This is a genomic window from Catalinimonas alkaloidigena (assembly GCF_900100765.1).
Classification (GTDB): domain Bacteria; phylum Bacteroidota; class Bacteroidia; order Cytophagales; family Flexibacteraceae; genus Mooreia; species Mooreia alkaloidigena.
The window spans coordinates 280238-300885 of the sequence record NZ_FNFO01000011.1 but is presented as its reverse complement, the minus strand read 5'-3'; the positions used below and the strand labels follow the sequence as shown (position 1 = coordinate 300885).

17 protein-coding genes are annotated in these 20648 nt (G+C 59.8%); 11 read left to right on the top strand and 6 right to left on the bottom strand.

Annotation, left to right across the window (positions count from 1 at the left end; translation table 11 throughout):
* The first annotated feature begins 97 nt into the window (after positions 1-97).
* A complete protein-coding gene (locus tag BLR44_RS23805; protein WP_089686896.1) occupies positions 98-535 on the top strand; it encodes a PH domain-containing protein in 438 nt (145 codons plus the stop codon).
* An 80-nt stretch (positions 536-615) separates the two neighbouring features.
* On the opposite strand, the gene BLR44_RS23800 is transcribed toward BLR44_RS23805, so the two are convergent.
* Positions 616-2091 (bottom strand): leucyl aminopeptidase family protein, encoded by a 1476-nt coding sequence (locus tag BLR44_RS23800; RefSeq protein ID WP_089686894.1) that lies wholly within the window; start codon positions 2089-2091, stop codon positions 616-618.
* A 212-nt stretch (positions 2092-2303) separates the two neighbouring features.
* Here BLR44_RS23800 and BLR44_RS23795 point away from each other — a divergent pair, with 212 nt between their 5' ends.
* Together BLR44_RS23795 and BLR44_RS23790 are read left to right on the top strand one after the other, a co-directional pair.
* On the top strand, positions 2304-3464 hold the full coding sequence (locus BLR44_RS23795; RefSeq protein ID WP_089686892.1) for a Gfo/Idh/MocA family protein: 1161 nt from the start codon (positions 2304-2306) through the stop codon (positions 3462-3464).
* A gap of 166 nt (positions 3465-3630) precedes the next feature.
* Positions 3631-4659 (top strand): hypothetical protein, encoded by a 1029-nt coding sequence (locus BLR44_RS23790; RefSeq protein WP_143017436.1) that lies wholly within the window; start codon positions 3631-3633, stop codon positions 4657-4659.
* Here the strand turns inward: BLR44_RS23790 and BLR44_RS23785 are convergent, their stop codons facing one another.
* Together BLR44_RS23785 and BLR44_RS23780 are read right to left on the bottom strand one after the other, a co-directional pair.
* Positions 4660-5004 carry an MmcQ/YjbR family DNA-binding protein gene (locus tag BLR44_RS23785; protein ID WP_089686888.1) on the bottom strand — a complete coding sequence of 115 codons (345 nt, stop codon included), beginning with the start codon at positions 5002-5004 and terminating at the stop codon, positions 4660-4662.
* A 79-nt stretch (positions 5005-5083) separates the two neighbouring features.
* A complete protein-coding gene (locus tag BLR44_RS23780) occupies positions 5084-6511 on the bottom strand; it encodes a Gfo/Idh/MocA family protein (RefSeq protein WP_089686887.1) in 1428 nt (475 codons plus the stop codon).
* A 392-nt stretch (positions 6512-6903) separates the two neighbouring features.
* Between BLR44_RS23780 and BLR44_RS23775 the strand changes: the two genes are divergently transcribed.
* From BLR44_RS23775 to BLR44_RS23750, 6 genes are all read left to right on the top strand, one after another.
* On the top strand, positions 6904-8244 hold the full coding sequence (locus BLR44_RS23775) for an MFS transporter (protein ID WP_143017435.1): 1341 nt from the start codon (positions 6904-6906) through the stop codon (positions 8242-8244).
* Between the two features lie 152 nt (positions 8245-8396).
* Entirely contained in the window at positions 8397-8840 is a 444-nt protein-coding gene (locus BLR44_RS23770) for a GNAT family N-acetyltransferase (RefSeq protein ID WP_089686883.1), read from the top strand.
* A gap of 123 nt (positions 8841-8963) precedes the next feature.
* A complete protein-coding gene (locus BLR44_RS23765) occupies positions 8964-9962 on the top strand; it encodes a helix-turn-helix transcriptional regulator (RefSeq protein WP_089686881.1) in 999 nt (332 codons plus the stop codon).
* Between the two features lie 202 nt (positions 9963-10164).
* Positions 10165-11022, top strand: coding sequence for a helix-turn-helix domain-containing protein (locus BLR44_RS23760; RefSeq protein ID WP_089686879.1), 858 nt, complete (start codon positions 10165-10167; stop codon positions 11020-11022).
* Between the two features lie 102 nt (positions 11023-11124).
* Positions 11125-12264: an acyl-CoA dehydrogenase family protein gene (locus tag BLR44_RS23755; RefSeq protein ID WP_089686877.1), complete on the top strand. Its 1140-nt coding sequence runs from the start codon at positions 11125-11127 to the stop codon at positions 12262-12264.
* 438 nt (positions 12265-12702) lie between these two features.
* Entirely contained in the window at positions 12703-13803 is a 1101-nt protein-coding gene (locus tag BLR44_RS23750) for a zinc-binding metallopeptidase family protein (protein WP_089686875.1), read from the top strand.
* A gap of 91 nt (positions 13804-13894) precedes the next feature.
* Here the strand turns inward: BLR44_RS23750 and BLR44_RS23745 are convergent, their stop codons facing one another.
* Positions 13895-16120: an FUSC family protein gene (locus tag BLR44_RS23745; protein WP_089686873.1), complete on the bottom strand. Its 2226-nt coding sequence runs from the start codon at positions 16118-16120 to the stop codon at positions 13895-13897.
* Between the two features lie 353 nt (positions 16121-16473).
* On the opposite strand from BLR44_RS23745, the gene BLR44_RS23740 reads away from it, so the two are divergent.
* Positions 16474-17178, top strand: a complete 705-nt coding sequence (locus BLR44_RS23740) for a sulfotransferase family 2 domain-containing protein (protein ID WP_089686871.1) — start codon at positions 16474-16476, stop codon at positions 17176-17178.
* A 60-nt stretch (positions 17179-17238) separates the two neighbouring features.
* On the opposite strand, the gene BLR44_RS23735 is transcribed toward BLR44_RS23740, so the two are convergent.
* Positions 17239-19551, bottom strand: a complete 2313-nt coding sequence (locus BLR44_RS23735) for a Tex family protein (protein ID WP_089686869.1) — start codon at positions 19549-19551, stop codon at positions 17239-17241.
* A gap of 140 nt (positions 19552-19691) precedes the next feature.
* Between BLR44_RS23735 and BLR44_RS23730 the strand changes: the two genes are divergently transcribed.
* Entirely contained in the window at positions 19692-20069 is a 378-nt protein-coding gene (locus BLR44_RS23730) for a group III truncated hemoglobin (RefSeq protein WP_089686867.1), read from the top strand.
* Positions 20070-20100: 31 nt separating this feature from the next.
* Here BLR44_RS23730 and BLR44_RS23725 read toward each other — a convergent pair whose 3' ends face one another.
* Positions 20101-20610 carry a GNAT family N-acetyltransferase gene (locus BLR44_RS23725; protein ID WP_089686865.1) on the bottom strand — a complete coding sequence of 170 codons (510 nt, stop codon included), beginning with the start codon at positions 20608-20610 and terminating at the stop codon, positions 20101-20103.
* Between the last annotated feature and the right edge of the window lie 38 nt (positions 20611-20648).

The window sequence follows — 20648 nt, the reverse complement described above, 5'->3', positions numbered from 1 at the left end:
CTTGTCTTAGTGCAATGGTTTGCACCATAAACTGCAAGTTTTTTTCTAGGAATTGAGAAAAAACAAAACTATCTTTTGAAACGCAGGCCTCTCTCCTATGAAAAAAGTATACACCTCTCAGAAGGGCGAAATTGTGAGCATCGTGCTCTGGGTTCCGCTGCTCGGCATGTTGGGCTTCAGCCTGTGGGACGGCAAGTGGGTGATGGCGCTGATCATGATTGCTACGTGTGCGCTGACCGCCGTGGTGTGGTACGGCACACGCTACCAGATTGTCGGCGAAATGCTGGTGGTCAAAGTGGGCCCGCTGACGACCTCCACCCTGCCGATCAGCCGCATCCGCGAAATCCGGCGTACGCAAACCCTGCTGGCCGCGCCGGCCAACTCGCTTGATCGCCTCGAAATCCGGTACAACCGCTACGACATGCTGGTCGTTTCGCCGGAACGCCCCGATGCGTTTGTGGCCGATCTGCAACGGATCAATCCCCACATCCGCTGGGTAGCGCCGAACGAAGTGTGGGAACACGCCATGAACTAACCCCTTACGACTTTTGCAAAAAAGCCCGCGTCCTCATTACGGAAACGGGCTTTTTTATGCCGCTCGGTTGGTTCTCGGTGTTAGGAGACCAGTCCGCTCAGGTACGTGGTCAGCAACCGGACGCCCCAGGCCGTTGCGCTTTGCATGGACGAAAACTCGGAACTGCCAAACGCCACCCCCGCAATGTCGAGGTGCGCCCAGCGCGGATGTTCGTTGGTAAACGCCTCCAGAAATTTAGCCGCCGTAATGGCACCGGCGTAGGGCTTGCCGTGGTAATTTTTGATGTCGGCCACGTCCGATTTCATCTCGTCGGCGTAGACCGGCCACAGCGGCAACCGCCAGACGCGCTCGCCGGTCTGTTCGCCCGCCGCGGTCAGGGCCTGCGCCAGGGCATCGTCGTGGGTAAACAGCCCCGCCGCGTGGTAACCCAACGTGCCGATTACGCTGCCGGTCAGGGTCGCCAGGTCGATCAGGATCTCGGGATCGAAGTGCTTTTTGGCGTAGGCCAGTCCGTCGGCCAGAATCAGCCGCCCTTCGGCATCGGTATCGATAACTTCGATGGTTTTGCCGGAATACGAGCCGATTACATCACCGGGACGCAGCGACGAAGCGTCCACCGCATTTTCGGCCGTGGGCACCACCCCGATCAAGTGAATCGGCAGTTTCAGCCGCGCCACCAGCTCCATCGTGCCCAGCACTGCCGCCGCGCCGCCCATGTCGCTCTTCATGTGGTGCATGTTGGCCGAAGGCTTGATCGACAGCCCGCCCGTATCGAACGTGATGCCTTTGCCCACCAGCGCCACTTTGGGCAAGGCTTCGCCCTCGGGTTTGTATTCCATCACCACCAACTGAGGCGGATGCGCACTGCCCCGCCCTACGGCCAGCAATGCCTCAGCCCCCATCTCCTGGAGTTGTGCGCGGTCGTAGGCCGTTACGGAAAAGCCCCACTGGGCACCGGCATCGACGGCCCACTGCACCAGCGTTTGCGGCGTTACTTTGTTGGCCGGAGCGTTGACCAGATCCAGGATGCGGCGTTGGACGTCGGCGGTCGCCTGCGCTCGCTCCACCACGTCGGCCGTTGCGTCGGTGCGCAATTGCAGCAACGCCGCGCCCCGGCTGCCGGGGGCTTCCTCCGGCGGATCGGATTGCGTTTTGTACAGCCCCAGGTTGTAGGCGCCGAGCAGAAATCCGTTGACGGCGGCGTCGGTCAGGGTGCCGGCCGCATCGGCATCGGCTCCGGTGAGGTACTGGAAGAAGATGCCCACGCGCGTCGGCAGTTTCTTACCGTAGCGATGAGCGAAGCTGCGAAACGCCAGCAGCACCGACGCAAAATCGGGTTCCTGGCCCACTCCCAACAGGTAGACCCGTCGTGGGCCTTTGCCCGGACGCGCGTACAACAACGCCACTTCTTTCAGTTCACCTTCAAAATCGACGTCGCCGTCCAGGCCGGCGCGCTCGGCCAGCTTGACACGCCGGTCGGCCAGGCGGCTGTCCTGCACCAGCGGCACAATCATGGCTTCAACTTCTTGTAAATCAGGATCAATACGTATTTCCATTGTTCGGTGTATCCATTCGGTTCAGGGCCGTAAATTGTCAAAATCCTGCCAGCCGACAACCCCCGCGCGGGCTTTCTCTGCCGAACCGGGAACAAACCCCGCTCAGGCGTAACTTCTGTGCAATCGGTTTCGTGGGTTGTTGCATTCCAGCGCGGAATTCTGTTTGTTGCACCTCATTAACGCACCTCTATTCACAAAACCTCCCAAACTGTATGTCTCAATCGTTTCACCGTCGAATTTTTTTACGTCGTACGGCCCTGGGCGTCGGCTCCATTCTGGCGGCTCCTCTGGCGTTTTCGGCGTGTACGCCTTCGTCCAACCCTTCGGATACCGCCTCGACCGACACCACGGCGCAGGCCAATGCCAACGATCCGCAGAACCGTAAGCTGGGCGTGGCGCTCGTCGGCCTGGGCAGCTATGCCACCCACCAACTGGCACCGGCGCTGGCCGAAGCGCAACACTGTTACCTGGCCGGGATTGTGACGGGCACCCCCGAAAAGGCTGAAGAATGGAAGAAGAAGTACAACATCCCCGACAAAAACGTCTACAACTACGAAACTTACGACCAGATTGCCGACAACCCCGACATCGACATCGTGTACGTGGTGCTGCCCAACTCCATGCACGCCGAGTACGTGATTCGCGGCGCCAAAGCGGGCAAGCATATGATTACGGAAAAGCCGATGGCCATTTCGGTCGAAGAATGCGATCAGATGATTGCCGCCTGCAAAGAGGCCAACCGCAAACTTTCGGTGGGGTATCGGCTGCACTTCGAGCCGCACAACAAAGAGATGATGCGCCTGGGGCAGCAGCAGGTCTTCGGGCCGGTGAAGAAGATTTCGGGGGCCGACAGCTTCAAGATCGGCGATCCGGACCAGTGGCGGCTCGACAAGGAGCTGGCCGGCGGCGGTCCGCTCATGGACGTCGGCATTTACTGCGTACAGGGCGCGTGTTACACACTGGGCAAAGAGCCGACGGCCATTACGGCGCGGTTCGGCGAGGTGACCGATCCTAAAAAGTTCGACGAGGTGGAAGAGACCATCATCTGGCAGATGGAATTTCCTGACGGCGTCACGGCCGATTTCGTTTCCAGCTACAACCAGAACGGCGCAAAACTGCGTGCTGAAGCGGAAAACGGTTGGTTCGAACTCGATCCGGCCTACGGTTACGATGGCCTGAAGGGCGAAACCAGCGAAGGCAAAATGGATTTCCCGCAGGTCCGCGAACAGACGTTGCAGATGGACGACTTTGCGCTCTGCGTCCGCGAAAACCGCGAGTCGATCGTACCGGGCGAAATGGGCCGCCGCGACATGAAAATTCTGACGGCGATTTACGAAGCTGCCCGCACCGGCAAGAAAGTACAACTGACGTAAGCGCACTTTACGGCAAGCGTTTCAACCCCACGGACGGCGAACTCTTCTTCGTATTCCGTGGGGATTTTTATGGGGAGTCGGCAGAAATCGGAAGCGTATCTTCTTGAAAAAGAGGGATTTATTCTTACCTTGATGCACGTATTACGAATTTCCACGTCCACCTGCCATGAACCGGTTCTCCCCCCTTCTGGTGCGGCGTACGTTACTAGCCAGTCTTTTCCTCCTCCTCCCCTTCACTGGTCGTACGCAAGCCCCGCCCCGTGATGCCCGCATCGCCCCTGCGTCGGCGGCCCTTTCGCAGGCCGTGCGGTTGCAAAACCCGCGTCTGTTGCGACAGGGCTCCAGCCGCACCGATTCGCTGCGGATTACCGATGTCGACTGGCAGGCGTACGACAGCCTGACCGTCTACCTCTGGTCCGACACCCTCCGCCTCAGTGCAGACGAGCCCCGCTGGGCCGAATTGCAGGCCTACATCCTCCGCCTCGACACCACCTCTTCCTGTTACTTCACGTTTCAGGACTCGGTCATTACCGTTTACGCCCAAGGCGTCGAAACGGCCAATCCCGGGGTATCCGCCCCTTCGCCGGCGGCAGTGGCCGACGCCGCCGAAGCCGAACTGGGCCACATCGCCCACAACCTCCTCGACAGCATGGAAGTGGGCCAGCCGCAACAGGTGCGCATTTACATTTCGCGCGACGCGCTGGAGGCACCTTCCCTGTTCGCCAACATTGTGGGCGAGGTGACGCGCGCCGAGATCGAAGTCAGTTCGCTGATGAGCACCAAGGTATACTGCCCTGACGACGACCCAACGAATCCTAAATTCGCCGTCACCCTGACCAACGAACCGGCGCTGAAGCCCATTCTGGGCCAGGATGAGGTGTTCTGGGACTGGTCGGTGACGCCGCTGCGCCCGGGGCGGTTCCGGCTGAACATCACGGCCTCGATTCAGGTCGAACTGGACGGCGAAAAATACCTGCGCGAGAAAGAAGTCTACTCCAGCGAGATTTTCATCCAGGCACAACCCGAAGCGGGCTTCTGGACGGCGACCTTGCTCAAGTGGCGTGACGGTATTCTGCACGATCCGCAGTGGCTCCTGACCGTACTCCTGATTCCGCTGGGGCGCTGGCTCTACCAGAAATACGGCAAGAAGAAAGCACCCCAGGCAGAAGAACAACCGACCGAGCCCGTGAGCTGATCACGACGCATCCAGGTAAGGCTGCGCCAGCCGCCGGGGGGCCACATGGCAGTAGGCGGCGGTCAGCGCATCGGCCACGACCGATTCCGGCACCGAATCCAGCTCTACATACGTCCAGCCTTCTTGGCCTGACGGGTCCGGCACCGCATAAATCGCGTTGGCATCGAAGTCGGTAAACAGCGACTGATCGAGTTCGGAGAGTTTCAGGCAGACCCGTTGGTCTGGCTCCGAAAGCGTCGCAAAGCTTTTCTGCGCCACTTGAAACAACGTTTTCTCATGGTCGGGTTGCTCTTCCACTTCCGGAAAAGCAAGCGCACGTTGGCGGAACTGAGCGAGTACACTCATGAGGGAGTTTGGGAAAAAAGTCGCCTACTAATAAAAAAGCAAGCCCCGGCGAGGCTTGCTTTCGTCTAAACAATGAAGTTTACTTACCGGGACGCATGTCCCCTTTATCGCCTTTCAGCACCTGCATCCGCTCGGGGTCCCAGTGAATGACACGTTGCTCGAAGTAACTCATGTTCGAGGCCAAGGCCGGACCCGCCGCCCGCAGACCGAACGTAGCGTCTTCCACGATTTTCTTGCCGTTGCGCACCCCTTCGAAGAAGTTCACAAAGTGGTCGAGCCGCTCGTCGTAGCCCTTGGGCGCTTCGTAGCGCTCTTCGTCGGGTGGCATCACTTCGGCGCGTTGCGACGGATATTTTTTGTGGTAATCTTCCACAAAGGCCTTTTTCTGCGCATCGGTGAAAACGTTGTAGATGTCCCATCCGCCGTAACCGGGCGCTTTCGGCAGCTTGTCGCGCCGCACCGTCAGGTTGCCCCAGCCGATCTGAATTTCGCCTTCCGACCCGACCAGACGGGTCAGCTCGCCCCCACCGGAGCCGTCGGCAAAGTTGCAGCGCAACGTCAGTTGGAACGCCGGGTGCACATCCGTTTTCGGATAGTCGTGGATGCCGACCAGCAGATCGGGCACGTCGCGCCCATCCTTCCAGTAGTTCAACCCGCCCGACGAGTAGATCCGCGTGGGGCCCAGCGAGCCCGTCACCATGTGCAGCCCCGAAATCAGGTGCACAAACAGGTCACCGGCCATGCCCGTGCCGTAGTCGCGGTAATTCCGCCAGCGGAAAAAGCGTTTCGGATCGTAGGGCACCTTGGGGGCATCGCCCAGGTAGCGGTCCCAGTCCACCGTTTGTGGCGAAGCGTCGGTCGGAATCGAGTACTGCCAGGCTCCCAGCGCACTGTGGCGGTCGTAAGCCGCCTCGACCATGTTCAACTCACCGATGATGCCCGACTCGTACAGTTCCTTGGCTTTCTCGAAAATGATGCTGCTGACGCGCTGGCTCCCGACCTGAAATACTTTGCCCGTTTTCTTCTGGGTGTCAATCACCTTCTGCCCCTCGTCGATGTGGTGGACCATCGGCTTTTCGCAGTAGACGTGCTTACCAGCTTCCATCGCCGCCACCGAAATGTGATCGTGCCAGTGATCGGTCGTGGCGATGATGACCGCGTCGATGTCCTTGCGGTTCAGCAGTTCCCGGAAGTCGCGGGTGGTAAAAATATCTTTGCCGTAAAGCTCCTTGGCGTGTTGCAGGTGCCCGTCGTACAGGTCGCAGGCGGCCACAAATTCGATGCCGGGCACTTGCAGGGCCGTGGCCACGTCGCCGAAGCCCATCAGGCCCATGCCGATGCATCCGAGGCGAATCCGGTCGTTGGCAGCCACGCCCGCGTGGTGAGCCGGACGTTTCAGGAGCTGCGGAAAACCCTCGGCGAACGCCAGCGGTGCGCTGGCCACCAGTGCGGTGGTTCCGCCGAGTTTCTTGAGGAAGGAGCGGCGGGAAGATGTAGGTTTGGACATAGGTGTGAGAGGTAAAAATAGAATGGTTACTCTCCACAAGATAGATCTAAAATTTGAAATGGGAAGGATGTGATCGGAGCGATTCCCATCCCGATTGCCGAACACGTCACAGAAGGCCGCGCAGCGTTTAAAAATCAAATCGGCAGGTAGCCCCACTCCCCCGAAAGTAGGTACCTTTTCCAGAGGTTTTTGGGCGATGTGGTGCAGATGTCGGCGCTGTACGCGATATTGCTCTATCCTCCAGGACACAACTTCAACATGAGATTCTTCTACTGTTCGCCCTGAGGTACCACCGTCTCGTGTACCCTCGTGGTGGTACGGGTCCGACGCGCCTGGGCGGTTGCTCGAACGTCTGCCGGTCGCCCCACGACTTTTTGACTGATTAATTGCACATGACCCCATCAGAGGTGATGGTGAAATGGCGGGCGGCTCGGGCGACGAACCTCCCTGCCCTTACCCAACAACGCTGGCTTCGTTACGTGGCCTTTTCGGTGCTGTACGCCGCCCAAGGGCTGCCGTACGGCTTTATTGTGGTGGCGCTGCCCGCGTTCCTGGCAGAGCGGGGCCTGTCGGCCGCGCAGATCGGGAGCTTTATCGGCATCGCGCTGCTGCCTGTCAGCATGAAGCTGCTGGTGGCCCCGCTGATGGACCGCTGGAGTTTTCTGCCCATGGGCCGCCGCCGGCCGTGGGTGCTGGCCGCACAACTGGGCATGGCCCTGAGCTTCGCCGCCTTCGCGCTGGTAGCGCAGCCGCTGGCGCACCTCACGTGGCTGACGATCGCCGGTTTCGCCGCCTACTTCTTTATTGCGTTTCAGGATGTCGCCGTGGACGGCATGGCCATCGACGTGGTGCCCCTGCAGGAACAAGCCCGCACCAACGGCGTGATGCGGGGCAGTATGTTGCTGGGCATGTCGGGTAGCACGGCGGGAGTCTCCTGGCTCCTGAACCACTGGGGTTTACCTCCTACCGCGCTGCTGGTGTCCGGGATGATGGTGGCCATTATGGTGGTACCGCTGCTGCTGCGTGAACGCCCCGGCGAACGGCTGCTGCCCTGGAGTAGCGGCGAAGCCAGTGCACAGGCTACCCTGAGTACGGCCCCCAACTGGAAGAGCATCGGGCGGAATCTGGTGCAGGTGCTGGTGTTGCCCTCCAGCCTGGCCCTGGCGGGTACGATTCTCGCCTGCCGGGCTGCCTCGGGACTGCTGGAAGCGGCCCTGACCGTGATCACGGTACAGGAACTGGGCTGGCAGGATACGACCTTTACCCAGCTCAACGCCAGCGGTTACCTGGCCGCCGGACTGATCGGCATGCTGCTCGGCGGACGGCTGGTCGATACGATCGGACGCAAACGAGCGATGACGGCCGCCGCCCTGGTATTGATGGTCGCGACGGTGCTGCTGGGGGCCGGGCCGCACTTGTGGCCGGAACGCGGGGTGGTGTCTTCCTACATCATCGCCTACCTGCTGCTCGACATGGTCTTTACCATTGGGTTTTATGCCACGGCGATGGCCCTGTGTGCGCCGCGCGTCGCGGCGACGCAATTTGCACTTTACATGGCCCTCAGCAACTTCGCCTTTTCGGTCGGGGCCTCGCGACTGGGCATATTGAAAGATACCTTCGGCTCGGCACACCTGCTTTTCTGGGTGGCGGGCGGCCTGGCCCTCGGCGCGCTGCTGCTCCAACTCATTCAGTTCAATGTGCACCGGCAACGCCTCGATGCACTGGAAAAATAACCTTCGGGGTTGTGTCGGCATCCGCGCGACTCCTCACGGTACCTCCCGTTCGCGTAGCTTGCCACATTTCCCGCGCTACAATGAACGTAGCGCTTTCGACGGGTAGATGGGCCTGTTGCCCTGCACTACCAGTAACGTAACCAACGCTAGCCATGCCTTTTACCATCCGACGCGCCCACCCGGCCGACTTTGAAGTGTTGTACGCCCTGATGCTGGAATTTGCCCATTACCTCGACATGCCTGGCAAGCTGACCACGTCGCCGGAGCAATTGCGGCGGGATCAGGACATTTTCCGGGCGCTGTTGGTGGAGGACGACGACGGAACACCCATCGGCTTTGCGACCTACTTTTATGCGTATTATTCGTGGAGCGGCAAAGCGCTGTACCTCGACGACCTCTACATTCGGGCAACGCATCGGGGACACGGGCTCGGCGCCACGCTACTGGATCGCGTCATCGAAGTTGCCCGCGAAGCCGGATGCCGGCAGATGCGCTGGCTGGTGCTCCGTGCCAATCAGGACGCCATCGCGTTTTATCAAAAGAAGGGCGCAACGGTAGACGACACCGACCTGGTCTGCACCCTGGACCTGACGTAACAAAGCCGTCTCAACAGAGGAGGCGGCAGATTTTCCGCGTCCAACTACCCGCCCGACTGGTTTCCTGCTGGAATAGATTGTATATTCGTTCGACTACGGTTCCCCGCCTTTCTGCCCCCTCCTATGCATCGCCTCGACCGCCTTACTGCCCTCCTGACCCTGCTGCAAAGCAAACCCGTAATCACGGCGCAGGAACTTGCCGACCGCTTTGCCGTAAGCCTGCGGACCATTTACCGCGACGTGCGGGCCCTGGAAGCCGCCGGCGTACCCGTTGGGGCCGAAGCGGGCAAAGGCTATTACCTGCCCGAAGGCTATCGGCTGCCACCGGTGATGTTTACGCCCGACGAAGCCGGGGCGCTTCTGCTGGGAGCCAAGCTGGTAGAACAATGGTCGGATCAGTCGGTAGGGCCTGCGTTTCAGTCGGCGCTGTCAAAAATCCGGGCGGTGTTGCGCCCCGGCGACAAGGCACGACTCGCCGAACTGGACGATCGCGTGGCGGTGTTCCGTCCCGCAAGTAGCGGCGGCGCGCGGGCGAAGAAGAGTGAGTTTCCGGACCACTTTCTGACGACGCTGCAACAGGCGCTCAGCCAGCATCGGGTGGTCGAGCTCGATTATTTCTCTTCGTACAACCAGACGTGGACGCGCCGCACGGTCGAACCCATCGGCCTGTTGTATTACGGGTCCGGCTGGCACCTGATTGCCCACTGCCGCCTGCGCCAGGCCCAGCGCGACTTCCGGGTGGACCGGATGAAAAACCTGGCGGTGTTGGCGGCACAGTATACGCCCGTGGCGCCCTTCAATCCCCAGGAGTACATGACCCCACCGAGCTGCGTCACCGAAAAGACCGAAGAGGTAGCGGTGCTGTTCAAGGGCAACACGGCGCGCTTCACGGCCGAGCAACGCTACCTCTGGGGATTCACGCACGAAGTCAAAATCCCGGAAGGCACGCGCCTCCACTTCGAAACGCCCTTTCTGCCAGGCATGGCCCGCTGGCTTCTGCCGTTCGGCAACCGCATCCGGGTAGAATCCCCCGACCGCCTGCTGCACCTGTTGCAAGACCTGGCCCGCGAAGTCCAGCACCATTACCTGCCGGAAGAAGTCGTCGCACCGGTAGAAGAATAATCAGGCAGAATGCATCTGCGACTCGCGCAGTAAACGGGTAAGAACGTGGCCATGTGTGCCATGGCGATTGAGTGAGGCAGGCCTGCCCGGGCTTTCTCCTAGGCTCTTCTACGCTTTCTCCGTCCGGTCCCCTCGTTACCGAAACTCCCAAAAACCAGCAGAGCGAACTCTTAACTCTTTTTAACCCGCAACTCCTACGCCCATGGACAACCTATTTGATTTTGCTTCGCAGCAGGGGCTGTTCCGAAAACTGGAAGTCTCCGACGTACTGTTCACAGAATACAAATGCATGCAGCAGGAATCGGTGTTTGGCGTCTGGTCACACTACAACTACGTGGTGTATGTCCTGAGCGGAAAGAAGAAGTGGCGTACGCTTTCGCAGGACTACATGGTCTATGCCGAAGAGGCCATTTTCGTGAAGAAAGGGGCGAACATCATCCACAAATTTTTCGAGGAAGAGTTCTGTGCCCTCATCATGTTCCTGCCCGACCACTTCATCCGCGAAGTGGTCGCCTCGCTGCCCCCGCCACCCGCCGGCCCCGCCCTGCCCACCGACGCCGTCATCCCGATTCACCTGAACCGTACACTATCGGCTTACTTTCACTCGCTGTACGCCTACTTTCTGGAAGAGCAACCGCCGCCCGCGCACCTACTGGAAATCAAATTCAAGGAATTGATCGCCCACCTGGTTTCGTTCGAAACCAACCGACCGCTTTGCCACTATTTCCGGGAGCTGTGCCACCAGCACAAGCCTTCGCTGCGCGAGATTATGGAGGCCAATTTTAAATACAACCTGACGCTGGCAGAGTTTGCCCGCCTTACCGGCCGTAGCCTCACTGCCTTCAAGCGTGAGTTTCAACAGCAGTTTCAGATGTCGCCCGGACGCTGGCTGACGCAGGCTCGCCTCCACTACGCCCGGCACCTGCTGGAAACCTCGGACTGGCCCGTCAACGAGCTGGTGCTGGAATGCGGGTTTGAAAATACCTCGCATTTTTCGCGGATCTTCAAACAGCACTTCGGCACCTCCCCCCTGCAGTACCGAAAAGTACACGCCTCGTAGGCTGGGCTCCTCAGCACATTTTTTTGTCTTTTCAGAAAACCGGCCCAGGCCGCCTGCGCCTATCTTGCCTTCATCTTTCATTCACACACAACCTCTTGCCTTATGGAACACGTCATTGCCCACGACTGGATCGCCCTCGTCGAAGAACTGGGTCCCACCCTTGCCACCAACGCCGCTACGGCCGATCAACACGACACCTTTGTGCAGGCCAACTACGCTCTGTTGAAAGAGCACCGCTTTTTTTCGGCCCTGATTCCGGAAGAACTGGGCGGCGCCGGTAGCTCGCACCGCGCCATGTGCGACACGCTGCGCACGATGGCCCATTACTGCAGCTCGACCGCCCTGGCCCTGTCGATGCACCAGCACCTGGTGGCGGCCAACGTCTGGAAATACAAGCGCGGACAGGGAGCCGCCGACATGTTGCAGAAAGTGGCGGCCCAGCAGTTGATTCTGGTCAGCACCGGTGCCGGCGACTGGCTGGAGTCGAGCGGACAGGTCGAAAAGACGGAAGGTGGCTATCTCGTCACCGCGCAGAAACACTTCGCCAGCCAGGCACCCGTTGGCAACGTGCTGGTCACCAGCGCTCCGTACGAGGCCCCGGAGGCGGGCTGGCAGGTGCTGCATTTCCCGGTGCCTTTTCGGACCGAGGGCCTTACGGTCCTGGACGACTGGTACACCCTGGGCATGCGCGGCACCGGCTCCCACACGGTGCGCTTGGACCGGGTCTTTGTACCCGAATCGGCCATTGTGCTGAAACGCCCCCGGGGCACGTACCACCCCGTCTGGAACGTGATTCTGACCGTGGCCATGCCGCTGATCATGGCGGTGTACGTGGGCATCGCCGAGCGGGCCGAACAGCTGGTTCTCGCAACGCTACGGGCCAAAGCGCAGCGGCCGCCCCACGTTCCGTACCTGGTCGGCGAAATGCACAACGCCCTCACCACGGCGCGGGTGTTGTGGCAGGACACGATTCGCCTGTGCCAGAATTTCGACTTTCAGCCGGAAGATGCGCAGGGCATCGCCATCCTCACCCGGAAAACAGAAATCGCCAACGCGGCCATCCGAACTGTCGAAAAAGCGATGGAAGCCCTCGGCGGCGCGAGCTTCTTCCGGCACCAGGAACTGGAACGGCTGTTCCGCGACGTGAAGGCCGGGCCGTTCCACCCTCTGCCGGAGAAACCCCAGCAACGCTTCACCGGCGACTACCTGCTCGATCCCGCCCAAACGCTGTCGTTTTTCTAAAAATTGCCCCGGCGCATGGCGTTGCCCATCTACGCCCCGACGTCGAAAAAGGTCGTTTGCCAGGCCAGATGTTCCTGGCCTTTGCGGGCGTTTCTACCTGGCAGGCAGGTTCCTGACAAGAACTCGGCAACACGCCCGAGCGGCTGACCGGCCAGGTGCTGGCACAGGGATACGCGCTGAACCAAGTCGGTCGCGCACTCTGCGTACGAGTTGGCTTCAACCCGACCGGAGCCGCTCCTGACGCTGGTTCAATTTCAGGTTTATCGTCCCTGCTTTTAGCTCCTGACACTCTGAACTTCATCGTTACCCACACCGGACAGGTCTGGAAAAGAAGGCAGGTAAAAATTTGAGAATCAAGCGATAACCTCGTGTACCGCCCTGCGTATGAATGCTTGATTCGGAGGAACGCACACAACTTTCCTCCTCCGAAGCAAGCGTATGCAACTCTTCAAATGCACCCACTGCGGGCAGCTTTTATATTTCGAGAATCACCACTGCGAGAAGTGTGGTTATCCCCTGGGCTTCGAACCCGAAAAACTCAAACTCGTACCGCTGGTGCCGGTTCACGATGCCGTATTCGAGATTTACGAAAACGGCCCGGAAACGTACCGCTACTGCGACAACCATCAGCATGGCGTCTGCAACTGGCTGGTGCCGACCGACAGCCCCTCGGCCTACTGCAAAGCCTGTGAACTGAACCGCACGGTTCCCGACCTGAGCAATCCGGATTACGTGGCCCGGTGGCAGACGCTGGAATTTGCCAAACACCGGCTCGTCTACGCCCTCCTTCGGATGAAACTGCCGCTGATCAGCAAATTTCAGGACCCGGACAAGGGACTGGCGTTCGATTTTCTGGCCAATCCAACCGAAGAGGGCGCGCCCCGCGTACTGACCGGACACGCCGACGGTCTGATTACCATCAACATCGAAGAGGCGGATGACCTTGAACGCGAGATGGCACGCAAGAACATGGACGAGGCCTACCGCACCGTGCTGGGGCACTTCCGCCACGAGGTGGGGCACTACTACTGGGACCGGCTGATTGCGGACGACGGACGGCAGGAAGCGTTCCGTGCGCTGTTCGGCGATGAACAAGCGGACTACGGCGAGGCGCTGGAGAAACACTACGAAACCGGCCCGCCCGACCACTGGCAGGAGGAGTACATCAGCGCGTATGCCACGACGCATCCCTGGGAAGACTGGGCCGAAACCTGGGCGCATTACCTCCACATTGTGGATACCCTCGAAACCGCCTACTCCTTTGGGATGTCGGTCAGTCCCATTGTGGCCGACGAAGCCGACGACAGTCTGGAAGCCGACATGGACCGCGATCCGTACCGCCTGAAGAAATTCGACGGGCTGATCAACCGCTGGTTGCCGCTCACGTTCGCCATGAACAGCCTCAACCGCAGCATGGGACACCACGACCTCTATCCGTTCGTGATTCCGCCCAAAGTCGTCGAGAAACTCGCCTTTGTCCACGATGTGTGCAAGGAAGTGAAACGTGAGGCTCGGGAAACCAGCAAAGTCGCCCCGTAAGTACGGTGGAGGCCCCGCTCATTTACTCTATTATTACAAGAATTACAGCATTGTAACGCCCTGCGCTCCGCGTCTTCAATCACTCATGCACTCAGGGTACGAGCACTTCGCTGCGGCGGGCCAGGCGCACGCCCCGGGTGCGGTTGATCTGCTCCTGCAAACGCACGATCAGCCCGTTCAGGTGTGCGATTTCTTCAAACAGAAAGGCTTCGTCGCTTGTATCGGCGCCCTGAGGTGACGGTGCGGGCAATGCGTGTTCGGGTTCTGCCGGGGTGAGGGGCACAGGCTGATCCAGCCGTTTGTAAACCAGCCCCAGTGTCTGTTCCAGCTGCCGCTGGGCCTCGCGCAATTGGCCATACAGGCCGGGCACCTGGAGCAACTGGGGATGGCGACTCAGGTAGACGCCGATGGAGGCAATGACCGACATCACGGCCGAATGCAGAAGAATCAGGCTGCCGTACGGCGCGAGGTCTTCCTGCTTGCGCCGAGGTTCGTTCTTCAACCGCTGGAAGGAGGAGACCACGTTGGCCAGATCGAGGTAAGCCCGCTTGCGCGACAGCCGGTACGAAGTCTGCTGCCAGGCCCCTTCCCCCACCAGGCGGGTGATTTTCCGGAGCAGACTCAGGTTCGATTCGAGCGAAACGCGCAGGTAATACGGAAAACTCTGGTATTCCCACGAGGGCCAGAGGTAGTGCATGGCGACCCAGCACAGCGCGGCACCGACCGACGTGTCGACCACCCGGAACAGCACCGCACCCGGAATTTCGCGGTGCAGAAAGCTGTACAGAAAGACGACGTAGATCGTCACGAACACCGACGCTACGGCATAGTACTCCGTCACGAAGCAGAACGCAATGAAAAAGGCCGTGCCGAAAATGGCGATGGACGCCGTCTGCGACGGATGCAGCAGGTACAGTCCGTAGGCAATCAGTGCGCCCAGGATCGTGCCGATCAGGCGGTGGGTGAACCGCTGCCGCGACACGGCGTAGCCCGGCTTCAAGATCACCAGGACCGTCAGCAGCACCCAGTAGGGATTCTGGAAGCCCAGCGCCATGCCGAACAGGTAGCCCGCCACCGCTGTAATGGAGGTCCGCAGTGCATAGCGGAAGTAACTGGAGCGGATGGTGAAGTTGTTGCGGATGGCTTCCCACGTCATTTCGGGCGTGTTGGCAAACCGGTAGTGCATCCGGTCGTCCATCTTCGTTTCGGTCTGCTGGGCGCGGTTTTCCAGGATACGACGCAACGATTGCAGTTTCTTGAACTGGATCTCCTGGTAGGTCAAAATGCGCCGCGCCCGCAGGTACGCCATTCGCCGCTCCGGGTCGTTGCCGATGGTCCGTTGAAACTGATCGAGCACCTGCCGGGCCTCTTCGGCCTGACGCTCCAGACGCGCTTCCTCAGAGGGAACGGTTTTCTTGCGGCTGTTGAAAAAACGGTAGTAGCCTTCCAGTTCAGCCACCATCATCCGGCTGAACCGCGGCACCACGTCCAGCTCCGGAAAGGTGGTGAGCCACCCGCGCCACCGCTCGTAGTCGATGGGCGTACCCAGCGCCGTTTCCTGAATTTCCAGCAACTCCACAAAAATCATCAGCATCTTCCGCTCCCAGGAGCCCTCCTGTTGCAACGGTCGGATCCACTGGAACAGAAAATCGCGCACGTCGGTGTGGGCGTAGGTCACGTCCGTCTGCCGGTCCGACAGCGCCAGCAGCCCTTCGCCCAGGTCCTCGCGTTCGTCGAACAGGCGCACCCGCTGCTCCAGGTAAGCCGTGGTGCGCTCCATGCAGGTCGCGATGGTTTTCCGCAACTGACGGCGCGCCGAGAGGGCGCTGAGGGTCAGCGCATAGGCAGCATACCAGATGCCGCCGGCCAGCAACAGCAACAGGTGGTGTATAATGGCTGCCGGGGTGGTGTAGGAACGATAGGTGCTGAGCGCGATGATGATCGCCAGGTTGCCCATAAAGGCCATTGAGGCGTAGCGAGTGCCGAACGGCGCTACGTAACCCAACAGAAAGATGAAGAGGAAGATCAGGGGAAACAGCAGCACATACTGGTGCGCGGCCAGCATCACCACCGCACTCAGCGTGGAAGACAGCAGGATGGTCAGCGCCAGGGTTTTGACCTTACGCCGAACGGGCTCGCGCTTGTCGGCACCCGATACCAGCAACGTACCGAGCATCAGCGTCAGTCCGGTGGCCTGATCGCCCTGCGCCAGAAAGAACAAAAGCGGAATGAACGCTCCCGAGATGTACCGGAAGGCCATGCTCACGCTCTCCCCTTTCAGGAAATCGACAACCGTCTGCCAGGTCAGTGCTTTCATACGAAGCCTATACTACGCACCATCGTCCGTCTCCGTTGCTTGTCACACCAATCTAGAAGGCGAAGCGATGCGAACCCAATCACGTATGTAAATAATCCAAAAAAAACCCATCTTACTTTCTGTCATCGAAAGCGAACAAAGTAGGACATTTTGAGCACCCGTTCCATTTGTTGCGCGTGATGATTGCATTTTGCACGCCGCTTAGTACTTTTCCGTTGCCAAGTACCCGGCACGCTGTACCTGCTTGCATACCTGCATCCGAATAATCCAAAAAATCACCTCGATCGAGTCGCATCACCGGCTCCGGCTGCCGTGCAGCATGCCCGCCTCCGTTCCTTGCTTAACCCAATCCGATGGCTCCTCAACTCCTCCGCAATTTATACCATACCGTCACCGACAAAGCGGCGTACCTGAAAGGCGTGTACGACATCCGCAAACACAAATTCTGGTTCATCGACATTCCGCGGACGTCTTCCAGTAGCATCAAGGTAGAACTGAGCCATCAATTTGGCCCTTCCTACGGAAAAACCAATCTGCTGGAAAAGAAATTTGCACAAAAAAGTGCGTTCAAAGACCACCGGACCGCCCAGGAAATGCAACAGGTGCTGGGACGCGCGTTGTGGGACGAGATTTTTAAATTCACCCTCGTGCGCAATCCGTGGGACCGGATGGTTTCGCTTTACGCGTACCGACGTAAAAAGGGCACGATTCCGCCGGACCTGAGTTTCCGAGATCTGGTGCTGCAATTCAATTCGCCCCGGTACATGCTGGCGCACGCACTACACGCCCGCCACTCGTATTACTACCCGCAGGTAGATTTTCTGCAAGATGCTCAGGGTAAGATGATGGTCGACTTCGTGGGGCGGTACGAAAACCGGGAGGAAGACCTGAAGGTGATTGCCGAGCGGCTGGGTTGCCCTGGCCTCGGCCGCCTGTTGCTGCAAAGTGCCAAGCCCACCAAGCACTACGCCACGTTTTACGACGAAGAGACGCGCGAGATTATCCGGCGGGTGTACGCGCAAGACATTGCCCTGTTCGGTTACGAGTTCGAAGCCTAAAAAAGCCCATTTCCGCCTGGGCAGAAATGGGCTGTGCGTTAGACGTCAGGAAGGCAACGACTACTCCTTGCCAAATTTAGAGCGGAGCATCGCCAGTTTTTCTTCCATCGACAAGTCGGACTTCTGCGAACGCTCCGGCCGGTTGCGGCCGCCGCCCTGTCCTTTTTTCTCGTTTTGCGGCTTCCCCGTAGGGCGGCCGCCTTTGTCGCGCTTTTCTTTGGGCGCCGCGTCTTTGGCTGCGGGCGCTTCTTCTTTCTTCATGGACAGGGAAATGCGCTTGCGAGCGACATCGACTTCGATCACCGTCACTTCTACCTGCTGCTGTACCTTCACCACTTCGTTCGGATCGCCCACGTAGCGGTCGGCCAGCTGGCTGATGTGCACGAGGCCGTCCTGGTGCACCCCGACGTCGACAAACGCACCGAAGGCGGTTACGTTGGTGACGATGCCCGGCAGGCGCATCCCGACGCGCAGGTCCTGGATGCTGTTGACACCTTCGGTAAACTGGAAGGCCTGGAACTGCTCGCGCGGATCGCGGCCCGGCTTGGCAAGTTCGTCCAGGATATCGCGGAGCGTAGGCAGCCCCACCGTCGCGGTCACGTACCGGTTCAGGTCGATTTTTTGCCGGAGCGAGGCATCGCGCATCAGTTGCGAAATGTCACAGCCCAGGTCGTTGGCCATCCATTCGACCAGCGGGTAGCTTTCGGGGTGGACGGCGCTGGCGTCGAGCGGCGATTCACCGCCCCGGATGCGCAGGAAGCCTGCGGCCTGTTCAAACGCCTTTTCGCCCAGCCGGGGGACTTTTTTCAGCGACTGCCGGTCCGGGAACGGGCCGTGTTCGTTGCGATAGGTAACGATGTTGTTCGCCAGCGAAGGCCCCAGCCCCGCCACGTAGGTCAGCAGTTGCTTGCTGGCCGTATTTACCTCAACCCCCACGCGGCTCACGCAACTTACCACCGTTTCGTCGAGGCTGTTTTTCAGCGCAGTCTGGTCCACGTCGTGCTGATACTGCCCCACCCCGATCGACTTGGCATCGATCTTTACGAGTTCGGCAAGGGGGTCCATCAACCGGCGACCGATCGACACCGCACCGCGGACGGTCACATCCTGGTCGGGAAATTCTTCACGCGCCACGGCCGACGCCGAGTAGATCGACGCGCCACTTTCGTTCACCACCACCACGAGCGGACGCCCCGGCAGGTCGAGGCCGCGCACAAACGTTTCGGTCTCGCGGCTGGCGGTACCGTTCCCGATGGCAATGGCTTCGATGTTGTACTCCGCCACTAATTGCTTGAGCGTGGCTTCCGAGCGGGCGGTCTGACGCTGCGGCTCGTGCGGGTAGATGACCGTATGGTGCAGCAGTTTGCCTTGTGCATCGAGGCAGACGACCTTACAGCCCGTCCGAAAACCAGGGTCGAGCGCCAGCACACGTTTTTGTCCCAGCGGCGCGGTCAGCAGCAGTTCGCGCAGGTTGTCGGCAAACACCCGAATGGCCGTTTCGTCGGCCTTCAGTTTGCTTTGCAGGCGCACTTCCGTTTCGAGCGAAGGCTTCATCAGGCGCTTGTACCCGTCTTTGATCGCCATCCGCATTTGGTCGGCGGCGGGCGTCGTGGCGTGAATGAAGTGCCGTTCGAGGCGGTTCAGGGCCTCCTCTTCTTCCGGCTCGATGTCGAGCAGCAGAATGCTTTCTTTCTCCCCCCGGCGCAGGGCCAGTACCCGGTGCGACGGCGCCTCGGCAAGGCGCTCTTCCCACTCGAAGTAATCTTTGTACTTCTGACCTTCTTCTTCTTTTCCCGGCACCACGCGGCTGCGAATCGTGCCCTCCTTCAGGAACAATTCCCGAATGGCGGCACGTGCGTCGGCCTCTTCGGCAATCTGTTCCGCCAGAATGTCGCGCGCCCCGGCCAACGCTTCGTCGACGTTGGTGACGCCTTTTTCCGGATCGATAAAGACCTGGGCAGCTTCGGTCAGGTCGAACTGATCCTGCAAATACAGCCGATATGCCAGCGGCTCCAATCCTTTTTCCTTGGCGATGGTGGCGCGGGTGCGGCGCTTCGGGCGGTACGGCAGGTACAAGTCTTCGAGCGACGACAGCGTTTCGGCCTGTTCTACCTTCTCGCGCAATTCGTCGGTTAGGTGGCCGTTGGTCTCCAGCGATTTCAAGATCGAGTCCCGCCGCTGGTCCAACTCACGCAGCTGCTGCACGCGGTCGCGCACGTTCGCGATGGCGACTTCGTCGAGACTACCGGTCGCTTCTTTGCGGTAGCGGGCCAGGAAAGGGACCGTGGCTCCTTCGTCCAGCAACCGAACGGTGGTTTCCACCTGGGAAGGAGTCAGCTGCAACTCGGCAGCAATTTTTTCAAAATGGTTCATCAGTGATTCTAACTCAGCACCTAATCAGCCTGCAAAGCTAAAAAAGCCCGTCCGAACCTCATTCGTTCGTACGCGACTTCTTCAGAAGTTTTTCTGCACTATTGGGTTCTGGTTTACTTTTGTGTTCACGCTTTCTGATTATGCCCGAACCTCGCCCCGACATTCAGACCCGCGCCGACATCGAACGGATGGTGCAGACGTTTTACGGAAAGGTAAACGAAGACGGCGTGCTGGCCCCGATTTTCAACGGTGTGGCGGCCGTCGACTGGGAGCATCATTTGCCCGTTATGTACCAGTTCTGGGCCTCGATGCTGCTGGGCGAGCGCAGCTATCAGGGCAATCCGTTTCGTAAACACGTGCCGCTGCCCATCAACGCGCTGCACTTTGCCCGCTGGTTGAACCTGTTCCACGCCACCATCGACGAGCTTTTTGCCGGCCCGGTCGCCGACGAAGCCAAGCAACGCGCCACGCACATCGGGCGGGTGTTTCAGTTCAAACTGGCGCAACTGCACCGGTAATGGCCAGGGCGCTCGCAGCGGCGCGCCGGCACTACCACGTCTGCCCCAGCAACAGCACTTCTTTGTCTTCGCCGGGTACGCGCATGTGTCGTTCGTAGCGGAAGCCCAGCTTTTGCAGCAGCCGTACGGAGGGTTGGTTTTGCTCGGACACGATGCCGACCAGCCGCCGGAAACCGAGGGTCTGCGTGGCGTACGTCAGTGTGGCCTGCGCGGCCTCAAAGCCATAGCCCTGCCCGACGTACGCCGGCAGAAACGCAAACCCGATGTCAACGTCGTCCAGGAAATCGCGTTTGACCAGGCCGCAGATGCCGATGGGCGTGTCGTCCGTTTTCAGGGCCGTGCGGTAGAAACCAAAGCCGCTGGTTTCGTAGCTGCGGAGCGCGCCTTTGAGGAGATACGTTTCGGCCTGATCGACCGTGCGCACGCCCCGGTCGCCGATGTATTGCAACCAGGCAGGCGTGTTGAGCAGGTGGAGCATGAAGGGCGCATCGGCCAGGGTGAGTTCGGTCAGCACCAGGCGGTCGGTCTCAAGTCGGGTCATGAAGTAACGGGGAAAACGTAGTAGCGGATAAAGGTAGG

Bases quoted from the DNA above. Each gene is read 5' to 3' on its own strand.
- BLR44_RS23805 (WP_089686896.1), top strand. From the start codon at position 98: ATGAAAAAAGTATACACCTCTCAGAAGGGCGAAATTGTGAGCATCGTG.
- BLR44_RS23800 (WP_089686894.1), bottom strand. From the start codon at position 2,091: ATGGAAATACGTATTGATCCTGATTTACAAGAAGTTGAAGCCATGATT.
- BLR44_RS23795 (WP_089686892.1), top strand. From the start codon at position 2,304: ATGTCTCAATCGTTTCACCGTCGAATTTTTTTACGTCGTACGGCCCTG.
- BLR44_RS23790 (WP_143017436.1), top strand. From the start codon at position 3,631: ATGAACCGGTTCTCCCCCCTTCTGGTGCGGCGTACGTTACTAGCCAGT.
- BLR44_RS23785 (WP_089686888.1), bottom strand. From the start codon at position 5,004: ATGAGTGTACTCGCTCAGTTCCGCCAACGTGCGCTTGCTTTTCCGGAA.
- BLR44_RS23780 (WP_089686887.1), bottom strand. From the start codon at position 6,511: ATGTCCAAACCTACATCTTCCCGCCGCTCCTTCCTCAAGAAACTCGGC.
- BLR44_RS23775 (WP_143017435.1), top strand. From the start codon at position 6,904: ATGACCCCATCAGAGGTGATGGTGAAATGGCGGGCGGCTCGGGCGACG.
- BLR44_RS23770 (WP_089686883.1), top strand. From the start codon at position 8,397: ATGCCTTTTACCATCCGACGCGCCCACCCGGCCGACTTTGAAGTGTTG.
- BLR44_RS23765 (WP_089686881.1), top strand. From the start codon at position 8,964: ATGCATCGCCTCGACCGCCTTACTGCCCTCCTGACCCTGCTGCAAAGC.
- BLR44_RS23760 (WP_089686879.1), top strand. From the start codon at position 10,165: ATGGACAACCTATTTGATTTTGCTTCGCAGCAGGGGCTGTTCCGAAAA.
- BLR44_RS23755 (WP_089686877.1), top strand. From the start codon at position 11,125: ATGGAACACGTCATTGCCCACGACTGGATCGCCCTCGTCGAAGAACTG.
- BLR44_RS23750 (WP_089686875.1), top strand. From the start codon at position 12,703: ATGCAACTCTTCAAATGCACCCACTGCGGGCAGCTTTTATATTTCGAG.
- BLR44_RS23745 (WP_089686873.1), bottom strand. From the start codon at position 16,120: ATGAAAGCACTGACCTGGCAGACGGTTGTCGATTTCCTGAAAGGGGAG.
- BLR44_RS23740 (WP_089686871.1), top strand. From the start codon at position 16,474: ATGGCTCCTCAACTCCTCCGCAATTTATACCATACCGTCACCGACAAA.
- BLR44_RS23735 (WP_089686869.1), bottom strand. From the start codon at position 19,551: ATGAACCATTTTGAAAAAATTGCTGCCGAGTTGCAGCTGACTCCTTCC.
- BLR44_RS23730 (WP_089686867.1), top strand. From the start codon at position 19,692: ATGCCCGAACCTCGCCCCGACATTCAGACCCGCGCCGACATCGAACGG.
- BLR44_RS23725 (WP_089686865.1), bottom strand. From the start codon at position 20,610: ATGACCCGACTTGAGACCGACCGCCTGGTGCTGACCGAACTCACCCTG.